The 21,104-nt window shown below is 70.9% G+C and carries 19 protein-coding genes; 16 read left to right on the top strand and 3 right to left on the bottom strand.

Features of this window, described 5'->3' with window-relative positions; genetic code table 11:
* Positions 1-104 precede the first annotated feature (104 nt).
* The 13 genes from pdxS to NYZ98_RS16895 all read left to right on the top strand — a co-directional run bounded on the left by pdxS (position 105) and on the right by NYZ98_RS16895 (position 14,849).
* Entirely contained in the window at positions 105-1,016 is a 912-nt protein-coding gene (pdxS, locus tag NYZ98_RS16955; RefSeq protein ID WP_316249575.1) for a pyridoxal 5'-phosphate synthase lyase subunit PdxS, read from the top strand.
* A 167-nt stretch (positions 1,017-1,183) separates the two neighbouring features.
* Positions 1,184-2,680: an alkaline phosphatase D family protein gene (locus NYZ98_RS16950; protein WP_262843749.1), complete on the top strand. Its 1,497-nt coding sequence runs from the start codon at positions 1,184-1,186 to the stop codon at positions 2,678-2,680.
* Positions 2,681-2,831: 151 nt separating this feature from the next.
* Positions 2,832-3,422 carry a pyridoxal 5'-phosphate synthase glutaminase subunit PdxT gene (pdxT, locus tag NYZ98_RS16945; RefSeq protein WP_262843748.1) on the top strand — a complete coding sequence of 197 codons (591 nt, stop codon included), beginning with the start codon at positions 2,832-2,834 and terminating at the stop codon, positions 3,420-3,422.
* A 3-nt stretch (positions 3,423-3,425) separates the two neighbouring features.
* On the top strand, positions 3,426-4,175 hold the full coding sequence (locus NYZ98_RS16940; RefSeq protein WP_262843747.1) for a YebC/PmpR family DNA-binding transcriptional regulator: 750 nt from the start codon (positions 3,426-3,428) through the stop codon (positions 4,173-4,175).
* 96 nt (positions 4,176-4,271) lie between these two features.
* Positions 4,272-5,438, top strand: coding sequence for a GNAT family N-acetyltransferase (locus NYZ98_RS16935; RefSeq protein ID WP_262843746.1), 1,167 nt, complete (start codon positions 4,272-4,274; stop codon positions 5,436-5,438).
* Positions 5,439-5,594: 156 nt separating this feature from the next.
* On the top strand, positions 5,595-6,215 hold the full coding sequence (gene ruvC / locus NYZ98_RS16930) for a crossover junction endodeoxyribonuclease RuvC (RefSeq protein WP_262843797.1): 621 nt from the start codon (positions 5,595-5,597) through the stop codon (positions 6,213-6,215).
* Positions 6,212-6,832 carry a Holliday junction branch migration protein RuvA gene (gene ruvA / locus NYZ98_RS16925; protein ID WP_262843745.1) on the top strand — a complete coding sequence of 207 codons (621 nt, stop codon included), beginning with the start codon at positions 6,212-6,214 and terminating at the stop codon, positions 6,830-6,832. The genes ruvC and ruvA overlap by 4 nt, the downstream gene beginning before the upstream one ends.
* Positions 6,833-6,847: 15 nt before the next feature.
* Entirely contained in the window at positions 6,848-7,897 is a 1,050-nt protein-coding gene (gene ruvB / locus NYZ98_RS16920) for a Holliday junction branch migration DNA helicase RuvB (RefSeq protein WP_262843744.1), read from the top strand.
* 644 nt (positions 7,898-8,541) lie between these two features.
* Positions 8,542-8,895: a preprotein translocase subunit YajC gene (gene yajC / locus NYZ98_RS16915; RefSeq protein ID WP_262843743.1), complete on the top strand. Its 354-nt coding sequence runs from the start codon at positions 8,542-8,544 to the stop codon at positions 8,893-8,895.
* An 81-nt stretch (positions 8,896-8,976) separates the two neighbouring features.
* Positions 8,977-10,731, top strand: coding sequence for a protein translocase subunit SecD (gene secD / locus NYZ98_RS16910; RefSeq protein WP_316249574.1), 1,755 nt, complete (start codon positions 8,977-8,979; stop codon positions 10,729-10,731).
* A complete protein-coding gene (gene secF / locus NYZ98_RS16905) occupies positions 10,731-11,828 on the top strand; it encodes a protein translocase subunit SecF (RefSeq protein WP_262843742.1) in 1,098 nt (365 codons plus the stop codon). The genes secD and secF overlap by 1 nt, the downstream gene beginning before the upstream one ends.
* Positions 11,829-11,909: 81 nt before the next feature.
* Complete coding sequence (locus NYZ98_RS16900) at positions 11,910-12,428, top strand: adenine phosphoribosyltransferase (RefSeq protein WP_262843741.1); 519 nt, start codon at positions 11,910-11,912, stop codon at positions 12,426-12,428.
* A gap of 234 nt (positions 12,429-12,662) precedes the next feature.
* The gene (locus NYZ98_RS16895) at positions 12,663-14,849 is read left to right on the top strand and encodes a RelA/SpoT family protein (RefSeq protein WP_262843740.1); all 2,187 of its coding nucleotides are present in this window, start codon (positions 12,663-12,665) and stop codon (positions 14,847-14,849) included.
* Between the two features lie 150 nt (positions 14,850-14,999).
* Here the strand turns inward: NYZ98_RS16895 and NYZ98_RS16890 are convergent, their stop codons facing one another.
* Both NYZ98_RS16890 and NYZ98_RS16885 read right to left on the bottom strand, forming a co-directional pair.
* Positions 15,000-16,229 carry a DUF349 domain-containing protein gene (locus tag NYZ98_RS16890; protein WP_262843739.1) on the bottom strand — a complete coding sequence of 410 codons (1,230 nt, stop codon included), beginning with the start codon at positions 16,227-16,229 and terminating at the stop codon, positions 15,000-15,002.
* Between the two features lie 59 nt (positions 16,230-16,288).
* Positions 16,289-17,158: a peptidylprolyl isomerase gene (locus tag NYZ98_RS16885; protein ID WP_262843738.1), complete on the bottom strand. Its 870-nt coding sequence runs from the start codon at positions 17,156-17,158 to the stop codon at positions 16,289-16,291.
* 192 nt (positions 17,159-17,350) lie between these two features.
* Here NYZ98_RS16885 and NYZ98_RS16880 point away from each other — a divergent pair, with 192 nt between their 5' ends.
* Both NYZ98_RS16880 and hisS read left to right on the top strand, forming a co-directional pair.
* On the top strand, positions 17,351-18,034 hold the full coding sequence (locus tag NYZ98_RS16880) for an MBL fold metallo-hydrolase (RefSeq protein WP_262843737.1): 684 nt from the start codon (positions 17,351-17,353) through the stop codon (positions 18,032-18,034).
* Positions 18,034-19,293: a histidine--tRNA ligase gene (gene hisS / locus NYZ98_RS16875; RefSeq protein WP_262843736.1), complete on the top strand. Its 1,260-nt coding sequence runs from the start codon at positions 18,034-18,036 to the stop codon at positions 19,291-19,293. The genes NYZ98_RS16880 and hisS overlap by 1 nt, the downstream gene beginning before the upstream one ends.
* Positions 19,294-19,404: 111 nt before the next feature.
* On the opposite strand, the gene NYZ98_RS16870 is transcribed toward hisS, so the two are convergent.
* The gene (locus tag NYZ98_RS16870) at positions 19,405-20,325 is read right to left on the bottom strand and encodes a peptidylprolyl isomerase (RefSeq protein ID WP_316249573.1); all 921 of its coding nucleotides are present in this window, start codon (positions 20,323-20,325) and stop codon (positions 19,405-19,407) included.
* A gap of 308 nt (positions 20,326-20,633) precedes the next feature.
* On the opposite strand from NYZ98_RS16870, the gene NYZ98_RS16865 reads away from it, so the two are divergent.
* Positions 20,634-21,095, top strand: coding sequence for a DUF2231 domain-containing protein (locus NYZ98_RS16865; RefSeq protein WP_262843734.1), 462 nt, complete (start codon positions 20,634-20,636; stop codon positions 21,093-21,095).
* Positions 21,096-21,104 lie beyond the last annotated feature (9 nt).

Genomic DNA, 21,104 nt, shown 5'->3' with positions numbered 1-21,104 from the left:
ATGTCCAAAGATCCCGGGAACATGTGACGATCCGGACCGTCGGGGCATGCTGATCAGCGCCTAACATGGGACGCGAACCCATCGTCGCGCCGTGAGGAAAGACCGTGTCCAGCACCCCCGAAATCACCGACACCGCCGTCACCGGCACCGCCCGAGTGAAGCGCGGCATGGCCGAGATGCTCAAGGGCGGCGTCATCATGGACGTCGTCACCCCCGAGCAGGCCAAGATCGCTGAGGACGCCGGCGCGGTCGCCGTCATGGCCCTGGAGCGGGTGCCCGCCGACATCCGCGCCGAGGGCGGCGTGTCGCGCATGAGCGACCCCGACATGATCGACGGGATCATCGCCGGCGTGTCGATCCCGGTGATGGCCAAGGCCCGCATCGGCCACCTCGTCGAGGCGCAGGTGCTCCAGGCCATCGGCGTCGACTACGTCGACGAGTCCGAGGTGCTCACCCCCGCCGACGAGGCCAACCACATCGACAAATGGGCCTTCACGGTGCCCTTCGTCTGCGGGGCGACCAACCTCGGCGAGGCCCTGCGCCGCATCACCGAAGGCGCCGCGATGATCCGCTCCAAGGGCGAGGCCGGCACCGGCAACGTCGTGGAGGCCACCCGCCACATGCGGCGGATCCGCGGCGACATCAAGCGCCTGGCCTCCCTCGACGAGGCCGAGCTGTACGCCGCCGCCAAGGAGCTGCAGGCCCCCTACGAGCTGGTCGCCGAGATCGCCAAGACCGGGAAGCTGCCCGTCGTGCTGTTCACCGCCGGCGGCATCGCCACCCCGGCCGACGCCGCGATGATGATGCAGCTCGGCGCCGAGGGCGTGTTCGTCGGCTCCGGCATCTTCAAGTCCGGCGACCCGGCCAAGCGCGCGGCCGCGATCGTGAAGGCCACCACCTTCTACGACGACCCCGACGTGATCGCCAAGGTGTCGCGCGGCCTGGGCGAGGCCATGGTCGGCATCAACGTCGCCACCCTGCCCGACTCCGAGCGCCTGGCCAACCGGGGCTGGTAGCCCGGCGCGGTGCCGTACGGGTGCCGTTCCCGGCGCCGTCCGGACGCCCGCCCGGTGCCGCGATCCGTGCGTATCGGGAGGACCTGGTGCTGATCGTCCGGAAATATCCCCTCTGACCTGGGTGTCCTTATACCCGGTGTTTGCTGTGGATAGTTGATGATCGTCTTGTGCTCGACAGGCGATCGTTCCTCGTGATGGGGCTGGCATCGGGGGTGCCACCCCTGCGTGTCCCCTTCGGCGACCCCTTCACCCTGGGCGTCGCCTGCGGGGACCCCGCCCCCGACGGCTTCGTCATGTGGACCCGCCTGGCCCCCGTGCCCCTCGCCGAGGACGGTTTCGGGGGCATGCCGCCCGCGCCCGTGCCCGTCTACTGGGAGATCGCCACCGACGCCGCCTGCGCGAAGATCGTGCGCCGGGGCACCGAGGAGGCCGTGCGCGACTGGGCGCACAGCGTGCACGCCGAGGTCGCCGGCCTCGACCCCGGCCGCGAGTACTGGTACCGCTTCAAGGCCGGCCCGTACGTCTCGCCGATCGGGCGGGCGCTGACCGCCCCCGCGCCCGGCACCCTGGCCAGGGCGCTCACCCTCGCCGTGACCTCGTGCGCCAACTACCAGCACGGCTACTTCACCGCCTACACCCGGATGGCCGAGGAACGCCCCGACCTGATCCTGCACCTGGGCGACTACATCTACGAGTACGGCAAGGGCGAGCGGCAGTGCCCCGGCGGCAACGTGCGCGAGCACGAAGGACCCGAGGCCACGACGCTCACCGGCTACCGGCGCAGGCACGCGCTCTACAAGACCGACCCGGACCTGCGGGCGGCCCACGCGATCGCGCCCTGGGTGCCGATCATGGACGACCATGAGGTGCGCAACAACTGGATGGGCCTGCTGCCCGCCCCCCGGCGCGAGGCCGCGTTCCGCGCCTACTACGAGCACATGCCGCTGCGCCGTACCGCCGTGCCCAACGGCCCGGCCATCCGGCTCTTCCGGCGCCTGCGGTGGGGGAGCCTCGCGACCCTGCACCTGCTGGACACCCGGCAGTACCGCGACCAGGCGACCTGCGGCGCCGGCTTCTCCGCGTGCCCCGAGTCCCTGGACCCGGCCCGGTCGATCACCGGCGCCGAGCAGGAGCGGTGGCTGCTGGCCGGGTTCCGCGAGTCCAAGGCGATGTGGGACATCATCGGCCAGCAGGTCTTCTTCGGCCGCCGCGACAAGCACCCCGGCGAGAACGTCGTCAGGCAGGACGCCTGGGACGGCTACTCCGGCTCGCGGACCAGGGTCACCCGCGGCTGGGTCGAGGCGGGGGTGCGCAACACCATCGTGCTCACCGGCGACGTGCACTCCCACTGGGCCGGCGACCTCGCCCTGGACTACGACGACGCCTCCGCGCGCCTGGTGGGCACCGAGTTCGCCGTCACCTCGGTCTCCAGCGGCGGCAACGGGCACGACGCCGACCGGGCCAGGGACTCCCTCATCGCCAAGAACCCCCACCTGCGCTTCCACCTGAGGCGCCGCGGCTACCTCATGATCAAGGTGGAGCCCACCTCGCTCACCGCCAGCTTCAAGATCCTGCACTACGTCAGCACGCCGGGCGCCCCCGTGCTGACCGCGGCCACCTTCGTCGTCGCCGACCGCCTCCCCGGCCTGCTCCGCAAGACCTGACCGGCGCCGTCCGCACGGGAAGCCGAGGGTCGTTTGGGGCGTTGTTCCCATGGCCATAGGCTTTTGGCACGTATGTGCCCACGGGGGCCTGGAGGCGCCGCGCCGCGCCGTGGCGCCGTGGCATCCGAGCAGTGATCGAGAGGAACACCGGGTGACGTCCGCACCGACGATCGGCGTGCTCGCCCTGCAGGGCGACGTGCGAGAACACGTCCGCTCCCTCCAGGCCACCGGCGCTCGCGCGGTCACGGTCCGCCGCCCGGCGGAGCTGGAGGCCGTGGACGCGCTGGTCGTCCCGGGAGGCGAGTCGACCACCATCTGGAAGCTCGCCGAGGCCTTCGAGCTGCTCGAACCGCTGCGCATGCGCGTGAAGTCCGGCATGCCGGCCTACGGGTCCTGCGCCGGGATGATCATGCTGGCCGACCGCATCGAGGGCGGCGTCGAGGGGCAGCAGACGCTCGGCGGCATCGACATGGTGGTGCGCCGCAACGCCTTCGGCCGCCAGGTCGACTCTTTTGAGGCATCCTTGGACTTCGCGGGACGCGGTCCCATGCGCGCCGTCTTCATCCGGGCCCCCTGGGTCGAGTCCGTCGGCGCGGATGTCGAGGTGCTGGGACTGGCCGAGCCGGGAGATAGGATCGTCGCGGTCCGGCAGGGACCTCTGCTCGCGACGTCCTTCCACCCCGAGCTGACCGGGGACACGCGGGTTCATTCGTATTTTGTCGAGATGGTGAGGGAGCTCTAGCCGATGTCCGGCCACTCCAAATGGGCGACGACGAAGCACAAGAAGGCCGTGGTCGACGCCAAGCGCGGCAAGCTTTTCGCCAAGCTCATCAAGAACATCGAGGTGGCGGCCCGGACCGGCGGTCCTGACCCCGACGGCAACCCCACCCTCTACGACGCCATCCAGAAGGCGCGCAAGAGCTCGGTGCCCGTCGACAACATCGAACGGGCCCGCAAGCGCGGCGGCGGCCTGGAGGCCGGCGGCGCCGACTGGCAGACCATCATGTACGAGGGCTACGCGCCGGGCGGCGTCGCGGTCCTGGTCGAGTGCCTCACCGACAACCGCAACCGCGCGGCCTCGGAGGTGCGCGTGGCCATGACGCGCAACGGCGGCTCGATGGCCGACCCCGGCTCGGTGTCGTACATGTTCAACCGCAAGGGCGTCGTGATCGTCCCCAAGGGTGCCCTGGGCGAGGACGACGTGCTGACCGCCGTCCTGGACGCCGGCGCCGAGGAGGTCAACGACCTGGGCGAGTCCTTCGAGGTCGTCTCCGAGGCCGGCGACCTGGTCCCGGTGCGCAAGGCCCTGCAGGACGCCGGCATCGACTACGACTCGGCGGAGAGCGGCTTCCTGCCCACGCTGAGCGTCCCCCTCGACGAGGACTCGGCGCGCAAGGTGTTCCGCCTGATCGACGCCCTGGAGGACAGCGACGACGTCCAGAACGTCTACGCCAACTTCGACGTCTCCGACGACGTCCTGGCCAAGCTCGACTAGCCGTCCCGCCTCCCGCCGCCCGGCCCCGGTGAAGGGCCGGGCGCGCGGCGAAAACGATTCGACCTGGTACGGGGCGCCGCCATAGGTTGGGCGGTTGTGGAGATCCGTGAGCTGACCACAGGCGACCTCGACGCCGTACTCGACAGCCGCAAGCGTGCCTTCGGCCTCATCCCCGCCGACAGCGTGGAGCCCTGGCGGGCGATGGTCACGCACGCGATGGCCGAGGGGCGCTACCTGGGCGTCGTCGACGGCGGGCGCCTGGTCGCGACGGCCAGGATCCACGACTTCGAGCAGTGGTGGCACGGCCGCCCGGTGTCCATGGGCGGCGTCGCCAGCGTCACCGTCGCCCCCGAGGACCGGGGACGCGGCCTCGGGCGCCTGATCATGCGCGAGGTGCTGGAGCGCTGCGCCGGCCTCGGCCACGCCCTGTCGGCGCTGTACCCCGCGACCACCCCGCTGTACCGGAGCCTCGGCTGGGAGCACGCCGGAGCCCGCAACCGCGTCACGCTGCCCGCCGAGGGCCTGCGCACGCTCGCCGACCGCGACGGCGGGGTCAAGCTGCGGCGCATGGGGCCCGGCGACGCCGCCGAGCTGCGCGCCGTCCTCGCGCGTGTCCACACCGCCTCGCGCGCCTCCGGGCCGATGGGGTGGGACGAGCCGACGACCCGTCTGTGGCTCGACGACGAGGACGACTTCGCCTACCTCGCCGACGACGGCTACGTCATGTACCGCTGGGACGGCGACGACATCGACGTGGACAACCTGGTGGCCGGCTCCGAGGCGACCGCCAGGGCGCTGTGGTCGCTCGTCGGCACCTCCTCCTCCATCGCCACCACGGTGACCGCCACCATCGAACCCGACGACCCGGTGCTGTGGCTGCTGCGCGAGCGGTCCACCGACGCGCTGCGCAAGTCGAGCTGGATGCTGCGCGTGGTCGACCTTCCCTCCGCGATCGGCGGGCGCGGCTACCCGGCCGGGGTCGCGGTGGACACCCTCCTCGAGGTGGACGACCCGCAGCGTCCCGCCAACTCCGGCGCCTGGCGCCTTTCCGTCTCCGAAGGCCGGGGCGAGGCCGCCCCCGCCGAGGTCCCCGCCGGGGAGGAGGCCTCCCGCCTCACCATCGGCGGCCTGTCGGCCCTGTTCGCCGGCGTCCGGCCGGCCGCCCTGCGGCGCGCGGGCCTGCTCACGGCCGGTGCCCCCGAGACAGACGACCTGCTCGGCGCCGCCTTCGCCGCCAAGCCCTACATGCTCGACTACTTCTGACCCTCCCGGGGCGCCGGCCGCGATCTCCATACGGCGTACGGCGCCGGGCGGTGCGGGTGGCGTGTTGGTGGTGCGCCGCCGGGGCGGCCGGGGTAGAGTTCGGGGCCGAACAGGTGTTCGGCGTTCTGGGGAGGCGTGCCGGTGCGGCTACCGCTGCTGCGGGTGATGGGGGTCGACCCCGGGCTGACCCGCTGTGGTCTCGGTGCCGTCGAGGGACGGGCGGGGGGCGCGCTCTCGCTGGTCAAGGTGGGCGTCGCGCGCAGCCCCGCCGGCGAGGACATCGGCCCGCGCCTGGTCGCGATCGAGGCCGAGATCGAGGCCTGGCTCGACGAGATCCGGCCCGACGCCGTCGCGGTCGAGCGGGTCTTCAGCCAGAGCAACCTGCGCACCGTCATGGGCACCGCCCAGGCCTCCGCCGTCGCGATCGTCTGCGCCGCGCGCAGAGGGCTGCCCGTCGCCCTGCACACCCCCTCCGAGGTCAAGGCCGCGATCACCGGTTACGGCAACGCCGACAAGGCCCAGGTCGGCGCCATGGTGACCCGCCTGCTCCGGCTCGACGCCATGCCCAAGCCCGCCGACGCCGCCGACGCCCTCGCCCTCGCCATCTGCCACATCTGGCGCGGCGGCACGCAGAACCGCCTCGCCGAGGCCGTCGCCAAGGCCAAGGCCGCCCGCCCGCCCGCCGTCCCGGGCACGCGCGGTGCGCCGGGCGCCTCCCGCGCCGCCGTGCCGCCGGGCACCGGCCGCGCCGCGACCGTGCGGGGGACGGGCCTGTGATCGCCTCGGTCGCCGGGCGCGTCGCCGCGATCGCCCCCGACTCCGCGGTGGTGGAGGTCGGCGGCGTCGGCGTCCTGGTCCACTGCACCCCCGGCACCCTCGCGACGCTCCGCGTCGGCGAGGACGCCCGGCTGGCCACCTCCCTTGTGGTACGCGAGGACTCGCTCACGCTGTTCGGCTTCGGCACCGACGACGAGCGCGTGGTGTTCGAGCTGGTACAGACCGCCTCGGGCGTCGGCCCGAGGCTCGCGCTGGCCATGATCGCGGTCCACACGCCGAACGCCCTGCGGGTCGCGGTCGCGAGCGCCGACGTCAAGGCCCTCACCCTGGTCCCCGGCATCGGGCAGAAGGGCGCCCAGCGCATCATCCTGGAGCTGAAGGACAAGCTCGGCACGCCCGACGCGGCCCTGGCCGCCGCGCTCAACGGGCAGGCCAAGAAGCCGGCCTGGCGCGAACAGGTCCATTCCGGCCTGGTCGGCCTCGGATACTCCGCCAAGGACGCCGACGAGGCCATCGCGGTCGTCTCCCCCGAGGCCGACGCGGAGCTCGCCGCGGGACGCACGCCCGCGGTGGCGGCCCTGCTGAAGGCGGCCCTGCGGGCCCTGAGCGTGCGATAGGGGCGCTGACCAGCCGTGGAGAGGGATCTGGTGTCGCCGGACGCCGAAGGCGACGAGCAGGCGATCGAGTCGGCGCTGCGGCCCAAGCGGCTGAGCGAGTTCATCGGCCAGGGCCGGGTGCGCGAGCAGCTCTCCCTGGTGCTCGAAAGCGCGGTCCGCCGGGGCCGGCCGCCGGACCACGTGCTGATGAGCGGCTCGCCCGGCCTGGGCAAGACCACCCTCGCGATGATCATCGCGGCCGAGCTGGCGATGCCGCTCCGGCTGACCTCCGGGCCCGCCCTGGAACGGGCGGGGGACCTGGCGGCGATCCTGTCGACCCTCTCCGAGGGCGAGGTCCTGTTCATCGACGAGATCCACCGCATGGCCCGTCCCGCCGAGGAGATGCTCTACCTGGCCATGGAGGACTTCCGGGTCGACATCATCGTCGGCAAGGGCCCGGGCGCCACCGCCATCCCGCTGGAGATCGCGCCGTTCACGCTCGTGGGGGCCACGACCCGCGCGGGCCTGCTGCCCGCGCCGCTGCGCGACCGGTTCGGCTTCGTCGCCCACATGGACTTCTACGACGTCGAGGAACTGGAGCAGGTGCTGCGCCGCTCGTCGCGGCTGCTGTCCCTCGACCTGCCCGAGGAGGGCGGCCACGAGATCGCCCGGCGGTCGCGCGGCACGCCCCGCATCGCCAACCGCCTGCTCAGGCGGGTCCGCGACTTCGCCGAGGTCCGCACCGACGGCGTCATCACCCGCGACATCGCCTCCGCCGCGCTCAACCTGTACGAGGTCGACGCCGAGGGGCTCGACCGGCTCGACCGCGCCGTGCTGGGCGCCCTGCTGCGCAAGTTCGGCGGCGGCCCGGTCGGGTTGTCCACCCTGGCGGTGGCCGTGGGGGAGGAGCCCGAGACCGTCGAGGTCGTCGCCGAGCCGTTCCTGGTCCGCCAGGGCCTGCTGGCCCGCACCCCGAGGGGGCGGGTGGCGACGGCGTCCGCCTGGCTGCACCTCGGGCTGACCCCGCCGCCGCAGGCGTTCGGCGCGATCACCCACCCTGCCCTGTTCGACGACCCCGCCCCCTGAGGCGCCGGACGACGACCGCGCCCGAGGCGTCGGACGACGACCCCGGCATGAGGCGACGAAGGACGACTTCGCCTGAGCCCACGGACGGGACCCTGTCTCCTGAGGCGGCAAACGGGATTGTCCCGCCGGGGTGAGATCGGGAGGGCACCGGCGGCGGGCGCCCGGCCCGTTCCGGCGGGCACGGGCGGGAAATCCGGACAATTCACTGAAATTTCTAAATCGCCCCGGTCGGCGCCGGTAACCCGTCCGGCAGGTGGCGCCGGTGCGGTTCTGACAGGAACCCTTGACAGGGAACCGCGCCGGACCCTCCGCGCGACGGCCCCCGGTCGTCCCTGGTCCGGGCCACTCGGGCGGCCGTATGCCCTGCTCCGGCGGCGGGCGCCCGGCCCGGGGGAGCGCGACGTCCGAAAGTTTCAAGCCTGCTGTATCGGCTGGTCACAGATCGGTGACAACGGGAACTTTCCTGCGTGCCGGAGCGTGGGTTCGTTGCCGGGCTTTGACAAGCTCGCCTAAACTCCGTGGCTTGGCTGGCTGTGTACGCTGACATGATCAGAGTGTGGCCGTGCCGATCGTCGCCAGACATCCGGCGCCAGGCCGGTCAGTACTTACCGGAAGGAAGCCCCGTGCAGGGCCTTGGATCGTTCGTGCCACTGATCTTGCTGGTCGTGGTCTTTTATTTCCTGCTCATCCGCCCGCAGCGCAAGCGGCAGCAGGAGCAGGCGCAGATGCAGAGCAATCTCACGCCTGGTACCAGCGTGATGACCACCACCGGCCTTTTCGCGACCGTGGCCGCCCTCCAGGACGACGACGTCATCCTGGAGATCGCGCCCGGCGTGCAGACCCGGTGGACCAAGGCCGCGATCGGCCGTGTGCTGACTCCGGTCGAGGACGAGACGGTGGACAATGAAGAGGTCGAGCGGGAGACCCTCGCCGACGAGACGGTGGTAGACGCCCCTGAGCGCAGGGGAGACGAGGGCTCGACCAATCCGAAGTCCTGAGTAGGCTCACCGCAAACCCCTTGACGAAAGAACTGACCACCAGTGGCCCCATCGACCAGTAGCCAGAGCAGACCGGGACGCGTGCTCCTGGCGCTCCTGGCGCTCATCCTCGCCATGGGCGCGACGATGCTCCTGCAAAAGGCATTCGTCCCGAAGTACGCGCTCGACCTCGCCGGCGGCACCACGGTGACGCTGTCACCGGTCACGCAGAGCGGGGCCGCTCCCTCCCAGGAGAGCCTCGACCTGGCCGTCAACATCATCCGTGAACGGGTGAACGGCCACGGCCTGGCCGACGCCGACGTCGCCAAGTCCGGTGACAACATCGTCATCTCGGTCGGCGGAGCTGGCACCGACGAGGTCGTCAAGAGCGTCGGTACCACGGCCGAGCTGCGGTTCCGTCAAGTGCTCGCGGTGGCCGCCGCCAACGCCACGCCGGGCAAGCTGCCGACCGCCCCGGCCACCCCCGTGCCGTCAGGGAGCCCGTCGCCCACGGGCAAGGGCTCCGCCAAGCCGACCGCCGAACCGTCGTCGACGGCCAAGCCCGCGCCCAGCGGCACGCCCGCCGGGCGGGCGCTGTCCTCGGCGCTGACCGCCCCGACCCCGGCGCCCTCCGCGTCGGCCTCGGGCGCCTCGGCCAAGCCGAGCGGCAAGGCCGCCACCCCCGAGCCGAGCGCCTCGGCGCCCTCGGGCCAGCCGAGCGGGCAGCCGTCCGCCCCCACCGCCGAGGACCCCCTCGCCGGAGTCGACCTCACGGGCGTCGACCCCGCGGTGGCCACGCAGTTCCAGAACCTCGACTGCACCAAGAAGGACCCGGGCCGCGGCGTCCAGGACGACCCCGGCAAGCAGATCGTCGCCTGCAGCGACGACGGTGGCGCCAAGTACGTGCTGGAGAAGGCCGCGGTCAAGGGCACCGAGGTCTCCGGTGCCACCTCCGGCGTCGACTCCACCACCGGCGAGTGGATCGTCTCGGTCAACTTCAAGAGCCAGGGCGCCAGCCAGTTCGCGAAGATCACCGGGCAGATCACCAGCGCGCCGCAGCCGCGCAACCAGCTCGCCATGGTGCTGGACGGGGTGGTCATCTCCGCTCCCGTGATCGAGGAGCCCATCCCCGGCGGCCAGGCCCGCATCTCCGGCAGCTTCACCCAGAAGACCTCCACCGACCTGGCGAACGAGCTCAAGTTCGGCGCGCTGCCGCTGAAGTTCGTGCAGAGCTCGATCGAGGAGGTGTCCGGCACGCTGGGCGCCGACCAGCTCAGGGGCGGCCTGCTCGCGGGCGGCATCGGCCTCATCCTCGTGGTGTTCTACAGCCTGCTGTACTACCGCGGCCTCGGCCTGGTGGCGGTGGCGAGCCTCGGGGTGGCGACGATCCTGACCTACCAGGCCGTCGTGCTGCTGGGTCACAACGCCAACTTCCGCCTGTCGCTGCCGCACATCATCGGCCTGATCGTCTCGATCGGCATCACCGCCGACTCCTTCATCGTCTACTTCGAGCGAATGCGCGACGAGATGAAGGAAGGCAGGCGATCCCTGCGGGTGGCCGTCGAGGTCGCCTGGGTGCGGGCCCGGCGCACGATCCTGATCGCGGACGCGGTCATGTTCATCGCCGCGCTGGTGCTGTACTTCCTGGCCGTCGGCGGCGTGGCCGGGTTCGCGTTCGCCATGGGGCTCACCACCCTGATCGACATCATGGTGGTGTTCCTGTTCACCAAGCCGTTCGTCGCCGCGCTGGCCAAGGTGCCGTTCTTCGCCAAGGGCCACAAGCTCTCCGGCCTGGACGCCGAGCGCATGAGCCGTGAGCCGGCCGACGTCCGCACGACCATTACGCAGGAGGGCTGATGTCGCGCATCGGCGTGATCGGGCGCCGTCTGTACCGCGGCGAGGTCGACATCGACTTCGTCGGCCGCTACAGGCTCTGGTACGGCCTGTCCGGCTTTCTCCTGGTGATCTCGATCGCGGGCCTGGTGTTCCAGGGCCTCAACCTGGGCGTCGAGTTCAAGGGCGGCTCGGTCTTCAGCTTCAGCAAGCCCACCTCCTCCACCATCCAGGACGTGCGGTCCACGGTCGAGGGCGCCGGCGTCCACCAGGTGATCGTCCAGGAGGCCGGCCCGCGCTGGCGGGTGACGACCGAGAGCCTGCCGGTCAGCGAGGTCAGCCGGGTCCAGAAGGTCATCTCCGACAAGTACAAGGTCCCTGGCGACCAGGTCAGCAAGCAGATCATCGGCGCCACCTGGGGCGGTGAGGTCCTCAACAAGGCCGTCATCGGCCTGATCGTCTTCATGATCGCGATCATCCTGTACCTCACGCTGGCCTTCGAGTGGAAGATGGCGCTGGCGGCGGTGGTCGCGCTGATCCACGACCTGGTCATCACCGCGGGCGTGTACGCCTGGTCGGGCTTCGAGGTGACGCCCGCGACCATGCTGGGCTTCCTCACGATCCTCGGCTACTCGCTGTACGACGCGGTCGTCGTGTTCGACATGATCAAGGAGGTCACCGCCAAGCTCGGCACGACCGCCAAGATGACCTACACGCAGGCCGCCAACAACGCCCTGAACCACACCCTGATCCGATCGCTCAACACCTCGCTGGTCGCGATCCTGCCCGTGGCGGCGATCCTGTTCATCGGCACCACGCTGTTCGGCGCGGGCACGCTGAAGGACCTGTCGCTCGCCCTGTTCGTCGGCATGATCGTCGGCACGTACTCCTCGTTGTGCGTGGCGACCCCGCTGCTCGTGCGCCTCAAGGAGCGCGAGCCGAAGTACATCGCGCTCGCCAAGCGCCTCGCCACCAACAAGAAGACGGCCGCGGTCGAGGACGCCCCCCGTTCCGGCGGCAAGGGCAAGGAGCCGGCGGCGGCCGGTTCCGCCGGCGCCTCCCCGGGTGCCACCGCCTCGTCGAACGGCGCGGTGGCCGGAGGCAAGCGAAAGAAGCGCTAGCAAGGCATCCGGCGCGGCGCCCCTGTGATCTCACTGGTATCACGGGGGCGCTTCGCTGCCGTCCGGAAGGGACCCCCCCGCATGACCGACCTCACCACCACGATCCTCGGCCGGATCAGGGACGTCCCCGACTATCCCCGGCCGGGTGTCGTCTTCAAGGACATCACCCCGCTGCTCGGGGATCCCGCCGCGTTCCGCGCGGTGATCGACGCGCTCGCCGAGGACCTGGACGTCGACAAGATCGTCGGCATTGAGGCGCGCGGCTTCATCCTGGCGGCCCCGGTGGCCTACCGGTCGGGCGCCGGGTTCGTGCCCGTCCGTAAAAAGGGCAAACTCCCTGCCGAGGCGCTCGAAGCGTCCTACGATCTGGAGTACGGTTCCGCCGTCATCGAAGTTCACCGCGACGCCTTCGCTCCGGGCGACCGCGTGCTCATCGTCGACGACGTGCTCGCCACGGGCGGCACGGCCCAGGCGGCGGTGGAACTGGTCAGCCGGGCCGGTGCCGACGTCGTCGGCGTCTCCGTGCTGATGGAGCTCGCCTTCCTCAAGGGCAGGAACCGCCTGAACGGCGTCGATGTGCGTGCCCTGGTGGTCATCTGATCCACTCCCCGCGAGGTCGGTGTCCCCAGCGTGGATACACTGGAGGATCTGGACTCGACGTGAGGAGTCTGAGTGCCCCGTGATGTGGCCTTGCCCGACGTGACCGACACCCCTGAGCCGGTTTCCGCGCCCGCGGACGAAACGGGTTTAGCCATGTCCGCCGGCACGGACGAGAAACCGGCGCCTGCCGCACGTCGCAGGCTTTCCCGGTTCGGGGGGCAGTGGGGTGGCGCGATGAATCCGGTTCTGGAACCGCTGTTCAAGACGGTCCGGGCCACCCACCCGAAGGCGGATCTGCGCGTGATCGAGCGCGCCTACGATGTGGCGGCCTACCATCACCGCGACCAGAAGCGGAAGAGCGGCGACCCCTACATCACCCACCCGCTCGCGGTGGCGACGATCCTGGCCGAGCTCGGCACCGACGACGAGACCCTGTGCGCCGCCCTCCTGCACGACACCGTGGAGGACACCGCCTACGGCCTGGACGAGCTGAGCGCCGACTTCGGGGAGAACATCGCCCTGCTGGTCGACGGGGTGACCAAGCTCGACAAGGTCAAGTTCGGGGACGCCGCGCAGGCCGAGACCGTGCGCAAGATGGTCGTGGCCATGTCCCGCGACATCCGGGTGCTGGTCATCAAGCTCGCCGACCGCCTGCACAACATGCGCACCCTGCGTTACCTGCCCCGGCACAAGCAGGAGCAGAAGGCCCGCGAGACGCTGGAGATCTTCGCGCCGCTGGCCCACCGGCTCGGCATGAACACCATCAAGTGGGAGCTGGAGGATCTCGCGTTCGGGATGCTCTACCCCAAGCGCTACGACGAGATCGCCCGGATGGTGTCCGAGCGGGCCCCGCGCCGCGACCTGTTCCTGCAGGAGGTCATCGAGAAGGTCTCCGCCGACCTGCGCGAGGCCAAGATCCGCGCGGCGGTCAAGGGCAGGCCCAAGCACTACTACTCGATCTACCAGAAGATGATCGCGCGCGAGGTGGCGTTCGACGACATCTACGACCTGGTGGGCATCCGGGTGCTCGTCGACACGGTGCGCGACTGCTATGCGGCGCTCGGAACGATCCATGCCAGGTGGAACCCCGTTCCCGGCCGGTTCAAAGACTACATCGCGATGCCCAAGTTCAACATGTACCAGTCGCTGCACACCACGGTGATCGGGCCCGAGGGCAAGCCGGTGGAGCTGCAGATCCGCACCCGCGCCATGCACCACCGCGCGGAGTACGGGGTCGCGGCCCACTGGAAGTACAAGGAGGAGATCGGCGTCTCCGGCCCGGCCGGCGCCCGCGTGAAGTCGGCGGGCGACATGGCCTGGCTGCGCCAGCTCCTGGACTGGCAGAAGGAGACCGCCGACCCGGGCGAGTTCCTGGAGTCGCTCCGCTTCGACCTGTCGGTGTCGGAGGTGTTCGTCTTCACGCCGCGCGGCCAGGTGATCGCGCTGCCCGAGGGCGCCACCCCGGTCGACTTCGCCTACGCCGTGCACACCGAGGTCGGCCACCGGTGCATCGGGGCCCGGGTGAACGGGCGCCTGGTGCCGCTGGAGTCGCGGCTGAGCAACGGCGACGCGGTCGAGATCTTCACCTCCAAGTCGCCCGACGCCGGGCCCTCGCGTGACTGGCTGAAGTTCGTCAAGAGCGGCCGGGCGCGCAACAAGATCCGCCAGTGGTTCTCCAAGGAGCGCCGCGAGACCGCGATCGAGGCCGGCAAGGAGGCCATCGGGCGGGCCATGCGCAAGCAGGGCCTCCCGCTGCAGCGCCTGATGTCCGGAGAGAGCCTCCTGGCCCTCGCCAGGGACCTGCGCTATCCCGACGTCAGCGCCCTGTACGCGGCCGTCGGAGAGGGTCACACGGCCGCTCAGGCGGTCGTGCAGCGGCTCGTGCAGTCGCTCGGGGGGGTCGAGGGCGCCGAGGAGGACATCGCCGAGGCGGCGGTGCCCACCAAGCTGCGCGGCCGGCCGCGCACCGGCACCAACGCCGGTGTGATCGTGGCGGGCGACTCCGACGTGTGGGTGCGGCTGTCGCGCTGCTGCACGCCGGTGCCCGGCGACGACATCGTGGGCTTCGTGACCCGGGGCCACGGCGTCTCGGTGCACCGCCTCAACTGCCCGAACATCGAGCAGCTCAGGACCGAGCCCGACCGCCTGGTCGAGGTGAGCTGGTCGCCGAGCGACGACTCGGTGTTCCTGGTGGCCATCCAGGTGGAGGCGCTCGACCGGCCACGCCTGCTGTCGGACGTCACGCGCATGCTGTCCGACCAGCACGTGAACATCCTGTCCGCCTCGGTGACCACCTCACGCGACCGCACGGCGGTCAGCAAGTTCACCTTCGAGATGGGCGATCCCAAGCACCTGGGCCACGTGCTGAAGGCCGTCCGCAACATTCAGGGCGTCTACGACGTCTACCGCGTCACGAACTGACGACCGCCCGAGACATCCAGGGCGCCTTGGACGTCCGCCGCGTCATGGATCGGCCGTCCTCAGGACCACGGAATCGGCCGGGGCGCGGGGACGGGGGGCGTTCGCCCGTGCCGCGCCCCCGCGCGGCAGGGCGCTCGTGGCGCGGGCCGGTCAGGAGAACTCGGCCAGGGTGCGCTCGGCCTCCTCCAGCCACGACCGGCGGGCGGCGATGGCCTCCTCGGCCTCCTTGACGTCCTTGTCCTTGCCGGCGGCCGTCGCCTTGGCCATGCGGCCCTCCAGCTGCTCGATGGACCTGCGCAGCTGGTCGACGGTGTTCTGCGCCCGGGCGCGTGCCTCGGGGTTGGACCGCTTCCACTCGGTCTCCTCGGCCTTGCGCACGGCCTCGTCGATCCGGCGCAGGCCGCCCTCCAGCTTGTCGCGCATCTCGCGCGGCACCGCGCCCACCGACTCCCACCGCTCCAGCACGCTCCGCAGGGCCGCCCGCGCGGCGCGCGCGTCGGTGACCGGCATGATGCGCTCGGCGTCGGCGAGGATGGCCTCCTTGGCCTCGGCGTTCTCCCGCAGCGAGGCGTCGCGCTCGGCGAACACCGCCGAGCGGGCCTGGAAGAACTGGTCCTGGGCGGCCTTGAAGCGGTTCCACAGGTCGTCCTCGGCCTCGCGGGAGGCCCGGCCGGCGGTCTTCCAGCGCCGCATCAGCTCGCGGTAGGCCGAGGCGGTCTCGCCCCAGTCGCTCGAACCGGACAGCGCCTCGGCCTCGCTGACGATGCGCTCCTTGATGCTGCGCACCGACTCGCGCTGCTCGTCCAGCCCGGCGAAGTAGGACTTGCGCCGCTTGGCGAAGGCCGTGCGGGCGGCCGAGAGACGCTTCCACAGGGCCGCCTCGGTGACCCGGTCGATGCGCTCGGCGGCCTTCCACTCCTCGACGAGCTGCCGCAGCCGCTCGCCGCCGGACTTCCAGTGGGTGGTGTCCTCGGCGATGCGCTCGGCCTCGGCGACGATGCGTTCCTTGATCTCCCGGGACTGGGCGCGTGCCTGGTCCCGGGCGGCCCGTACCTCCTCACGGCGCTTGCCGACCAGGTCGGTGAGCGCCTCGAGGCGGCCTTCCAGGGCCGCGAGGTCGCCGACGGCGTGCGCCTCGGCGATGGACTCCCGCAGTTTGACGATCGTCGCCTCGGCCTGTGCGGGTGGCAGGTCGGTGCCCCGGACCCGCTGTTCCAGCAGTTCCACCTGGGTCGCCAGCTCGTCGTACTTGCGATGGAAGTAGGCGAGGGCCTCTTCCGGTTCACCGGCCTGCCAGGACCCGACGGCCCGTTCTCCCTCGGCCGTACGAACGTAGACGGTGCCGTCGTCGTCTACCCGGCCCCACGGGTCGGTGCTCACCGTGTCCTCCCGCACTCGAATCAGCCTCCAGGACGCTGTACGTCCTTGGTTGTATTACGTCAGCTCTTGCCAGAGATTGTCACGTTTTTGATTTCGACCGGATCCTTGGGAGCACCCGAGCCGTCGCCCATCCCGCCGGGCAGGACGCCCTTCTTGCTCACAGCGTCGAGGATTTTGAGCCCCTTTGTGACGGTACCGAACGGCGTGTAGTTCGGGGCCAGTTGGAGGTCACCGAAGATGATGAAGAATTGGCTTCCATTGGTGTTGGCCCCGCTGTTGGCCATCGCGACCACCCCGCGGGTGTACTTGGCGCCGCTGAGGTTCTCGTCGGCGAAGCGGTACCCGGGGCCGCCCTGGCCGTCGGTGGGGTTCTTGCCGTCGGCCTTGGCCAGCGGGTCGCCGCACTGCAGCATGGGGAAGCTCGCCGGGCCCAGACGGTGACACTTGGACCCGTCGAAGTACTTCTTCTTGGCCAGATAGGCGAACGAGCTGACCGCGCAGGGCGCCTTGCCGGTGGCGAGGCTCACCACGATGTCGCCGTGGTTGGTCGCGATCGTCATCGTCTTGGCCGCGGTGTCGGCCTTGGCCGGGGGCAGGCCCACGTCCTTGGCCGGGCCGCCGGCGCTGTCGGCGACGAAGTCGCACGTGTCGGTCGCCGCGTCGTACGGCTTGGGCTGGGGTCCCGCGGACGGGGGCGCCGAGGGGGGCGCGGAGGCCGACGGCGTCGCCGAGGCGGCCTCGCTCTTGGTGTCACCGCCGCCTAGGAGCGCGACCGCCGAGAAGATGGCGCCCACCACGATCACCACGCCCACGCTCGTGCCGATGATCGCCATGCGCTTCGCGCGAAGCTGCCGCTGGGCGCGAGCCTGCTGCTGACGTTCGTAATGCTCTCGTGCGAGCTGCTTTTGACGGTCCTTGCCGGTCGCCACCGCTGAGCCCTCCCGACTGTCCGAGTTGATCGTGTATGGCCGCCTCGCTGGACGACCGCCACCTTTATGGAGTGGGCGAATCGTATCGGCCAACGGGCGATGGTTCGCAGCCCGGCGACCCGCACCGGTACCCTTCGGTTACATTCCCATCCGCTTTCCTTGACGAGATCGATCACACCGAGGACCGTTTCCGTGCTCATCGACGGCTTTCCCGCCGGATCATTCCAGGCCAACTGCTACGTCGTCTCTCCCGCCGCGGGCGAGGAGTGCGTGATCGTCGACCCAGGTCAGGACGCGGTCCCGGCCCTGGACGACCTGCTGCGCGAGCATCGGCTCAAGCCGGTCGCCGTGCTGCTGACGCACGGTCACATCGATCACATGTGGTCGGTCGCCCCGGTGTGCGGAGCGCGTGACGTGCCCGCCTGGATCCACCCCGAGGACCGCGATCTGCTGTCCGATCCCGGCAAGGGCCTGTCCCTGATGGCCCGCCAGCAGTTCTTCGGCGGGCTGACGTTCACCGAGCCCGACGACGTGCGCGAGCTGTCGGACGGCGCGGTCCTGCGGCTCGCCGGCATGGACGTCACCGTCGACCACGCCCCCGGCCATACCCGGGGGTCGGTGACCTTCAGGCTGCCCGAGGAGCGCGTCATGTTCTCGGGCGACCTGCTGTTCGCCGGCTCCATCGGCCGCAGCGATCTGCCGGGCGGTGACTACCAGACCATCCTGCGCAGTCTGGGCGGCGTCTGCCTGACGCTGCCGGACGACACGACGGTGCTGCCCGGTCACGGACCACAAACGACGATCGGCCGCGAACGCGCCACGAACCCGTATCTCGCGGAGGCGGCTCCGTTCGCGGGCCCAACCAGGGGACTGTGATGACCTTTCAGGCGCCCAAGGGCGTACCCGAATACCTGCCGCCGCGTTCCGCGACCTTCCTCGCGGTCCGCACGGCCTTCGCCACCATGGCGCTGAACTCCGGCTACTCCTACATCGAGGTGCCGGTCTTCGAGGACACCGAGCTGTACGCGCGCGGCGTCGGCGAGTCGACCGACGTGGTGACCAAGGAGATGTACACCTTCGCCGACAGGGGCGGCCGCTCGATGACGCTGCGGCCGGAGTTCACCGCCGGCGTGATGCGCTCCACGCTGGAGCACGGCCTGCACAACGGCCAGTTGCCGGTCAAGCTGTGGACCACCGGCCCCGCGTTCCGCTACGAGCGCCCGCAGGCGGGCCGCTACCGCCAGCTCCAGCAGTTCAACGTCGAGGCCATCGGCACCGAGGACCCCGCGGTGGACGCCGAGACCATCGCGATCGCCTGGTCGGGCTACCAGGCCCTCGGGCTGACCCGGGTGCGCCTGCTGCTGAACACCCTCGGGTGCAAGCAGTGCCGCCCGGCCTACCGCGCCGCCCTGCAGGACTTCCTGCGCGCGCTGGACCTGGACGAGGCCACCCGCGCGCGCATCGAGATCAACCCGCTGCGGGTGCTGGACGACAAGCGTCCCGAGGTTCAGGCCCAGGTGGCGGACGCCCCGCTGATCACCGACCACCTGTGCGCGTCCTGCAAGGCCCACCACGACCGGGTCCGCACCCTGCTGGAGGACCTCGGCGTGCCCTGGGAGGACACCCCGAGGCTCGTGCGCGGCCTCGACTACTACACCCGCACGACCTACGAGTTCGACCACCCCCTGCTCGGCGCCCAGTCGGGCATCGGCGGCGGCGGGCGCTACGACGGGCTCTCCGAGGACATCGGCGGCCCGTCGCTGCCCGGCGTCGGGTTCGCCGTGGGCGTGGACCGCATCATCCTCGCCGTGGAGGCCGAGGACCTGGCCCGCGAGGTGCCGCCCCGCGTCGCGGTGTACGGCGTGCCGCTCGGCGAGGAGGCGGCGCGGCGCCTGTTCAAGCTGGTCCACGAGCTGCGGGCCGCCGGCGTGGCCGCGGACATGGCCTTCGACGGCAAGGGGCTCAAGGGCGCGATGAAGGGCGCCGACCGCTCGGGGGCCGTCTACGCGGTGATCCTGGGCGAGCGCGACCTCGCCGCCGGGTCGGCCCAGGTCAAGCACATGGAGAGCGGCGAGCAGACCGCGGTCCCGCTCGGCGAGCTGGTCGGGACGCTGGCCGGGCGGCTGGCGGGCTGATCGTCCGCCGCGCCTGATCCTCCGCCGCGCCCGTCCGGGCCGGCGCGGCGGTCATACGCGTGAGCCCCCGGCGCCGTCCGGCGCCGGGGGCTCTTCGCATGGGTCCCGCGGCTAGCGGGTGATCTTCATGTCCTTGATCACGACCGGCAGCTTCGGCGCGTTGGAGCCCTCGCCCCTGACGTCGGCCATCGGGTCGTTGTTGAACGGGATGATGCCACCCTTGGCGATCTTGTCGATGACGTCCATTCCCTTGACCACCACGCCGAACGGCGTGAAGGCGGCCCCCTGGGACGAGAGCTGGGTGTTCTCGTCGGAGAAGGAGATCCAGAACTGGCTGCCGTTGGAGTTGGCGTCCTCCGACGCCTGTGACATGGCGACCGTGCCGCGGCCGAGCGGGATGCCGCCGAGGTTCTCGTCGTCGAACATGTACCCCGGGCCGCCGGTGCCGTCGGCCTTGGTCTTGCCGTCGCCCTTGGCCAGCGGGTCGCCGCACTGCAGCATGCCGAGGCCCGTGGTCTCCGGCGTCGCCAGGCGGTGGCAGTGGGTGTTGTCGAAGAAGTTCTTCTTGGCGAGGAACTCGAAGGAGTTGACCGTGCAGGGCGCCTGTGCGGTCGCCAGCTCGATGACGATCGTGCCCTGGCTGGTGGTGATCGTCATGTTCTTGGCCTTCATATCCGGCTTCGCCGGCGGCCTGCCCACCTTCTTGGCCGGGCCCCCGCCGGTGTCGTCGCGGTAGGTGCAGGTCACGGCCCCGGCCTTGCCCGGTTCCGCCGACGAGCTGGGCAGCGCCGCCGGGGCCGAGGCGCCGGTGGAGGCGGAGGCGGAAGGGCTGGCCTCCGCGACCGGCGGCTTCGCGTCGTCCTTGCCCCCCATGAGCGTGGTGGCGGCCACGATTCCGCCGACGACGACCACGACGCCGACGATGGCGCCGATGATCGTGTTGCGCTTGGACCTGCCCTTGCCGCCGTCCTGGCCGTCGCGCTGTGCCTGCCGCTCGCGGTGCTCCCGTGCCAGCTGGGTCTGGCGATCCACGTCGGTCACGGTATGCCTTCCAATTGCCGATAGATGACTTTATGTGCTCGGGAATCGTACCGGCCTTTACGTTGGACCCGTATAAAACGCCCAGTCAGCGCCCGTCGGGAGATCCTTCTTGACCCCGGGCGCTATGGTTGCCCAGCGGAATGTTGCCTTGGGGAATTTCTTACGGTGGCTTGACGCTCCTACCGGGACCATCGGGCCACACGGGGCGAAGGGGGTCGCTCGCGTGACCTGGAGCCCCGGGCGAACCTCCGGGGCGCCGGATCCGTATAAGTGACGAGCCACTTCACAGGAGCCAACACATGTTCGACGAGATCCTCGGCCTGCCGGCCCACCCCCTGATCATCCATGCCGCGGTGATCTTCATCCCCCTGCTCGCCCTCGGCTCCATCGTGTACGGCGTGGTCCCCCGGGTGCGCCCGCGCCTATCGTGGGCGGTGGTCCTGCTGGCCATCGTCGCCCCCGTGAGCGCCTTCGCCGCCAGGGCCAGCGGTCAGGCGTTCGCCGACCGCCAGTTCGGGGGCACCTTCCCCAAGAGCACGTTCGGCCAGCGCGTCAGCGACCACCAGAGCTACGCCACCCCCCTGCTGCTGAGCGTCATCGGCCTCGGCGTCGCGGCGCTCCTGCTGGTCTACTCCTCGCTCAAGCTCGGCAAGGTGACGACCGGGGTGCTGTCGGCCGTGACCGTGGTGCTCGCGCTGGTCGCCGGGTTCTACGTCCTGCAGGCCGGTCACACCGGGGCCATCGCCGTCTGGGCGAAGTAGGCGCGGACG

Origin of the sequence: Sphaerisporangium corydalis (genome assembly GCF_025506355.1) — a bacterium.
GTDB classification, from domain to species: Bacteria; Actinomycetota; Actinomycetes; order Streptosporangiales; family Streptosporangiaceae; genus Sphaerisporangium; species Sphaerisporangium corydalis.
The sequence above is the reverse complement of the archived record's forward strand: the minus strand, read 5'-3'. Positions and strand labels throughout refer to the sequence as shown.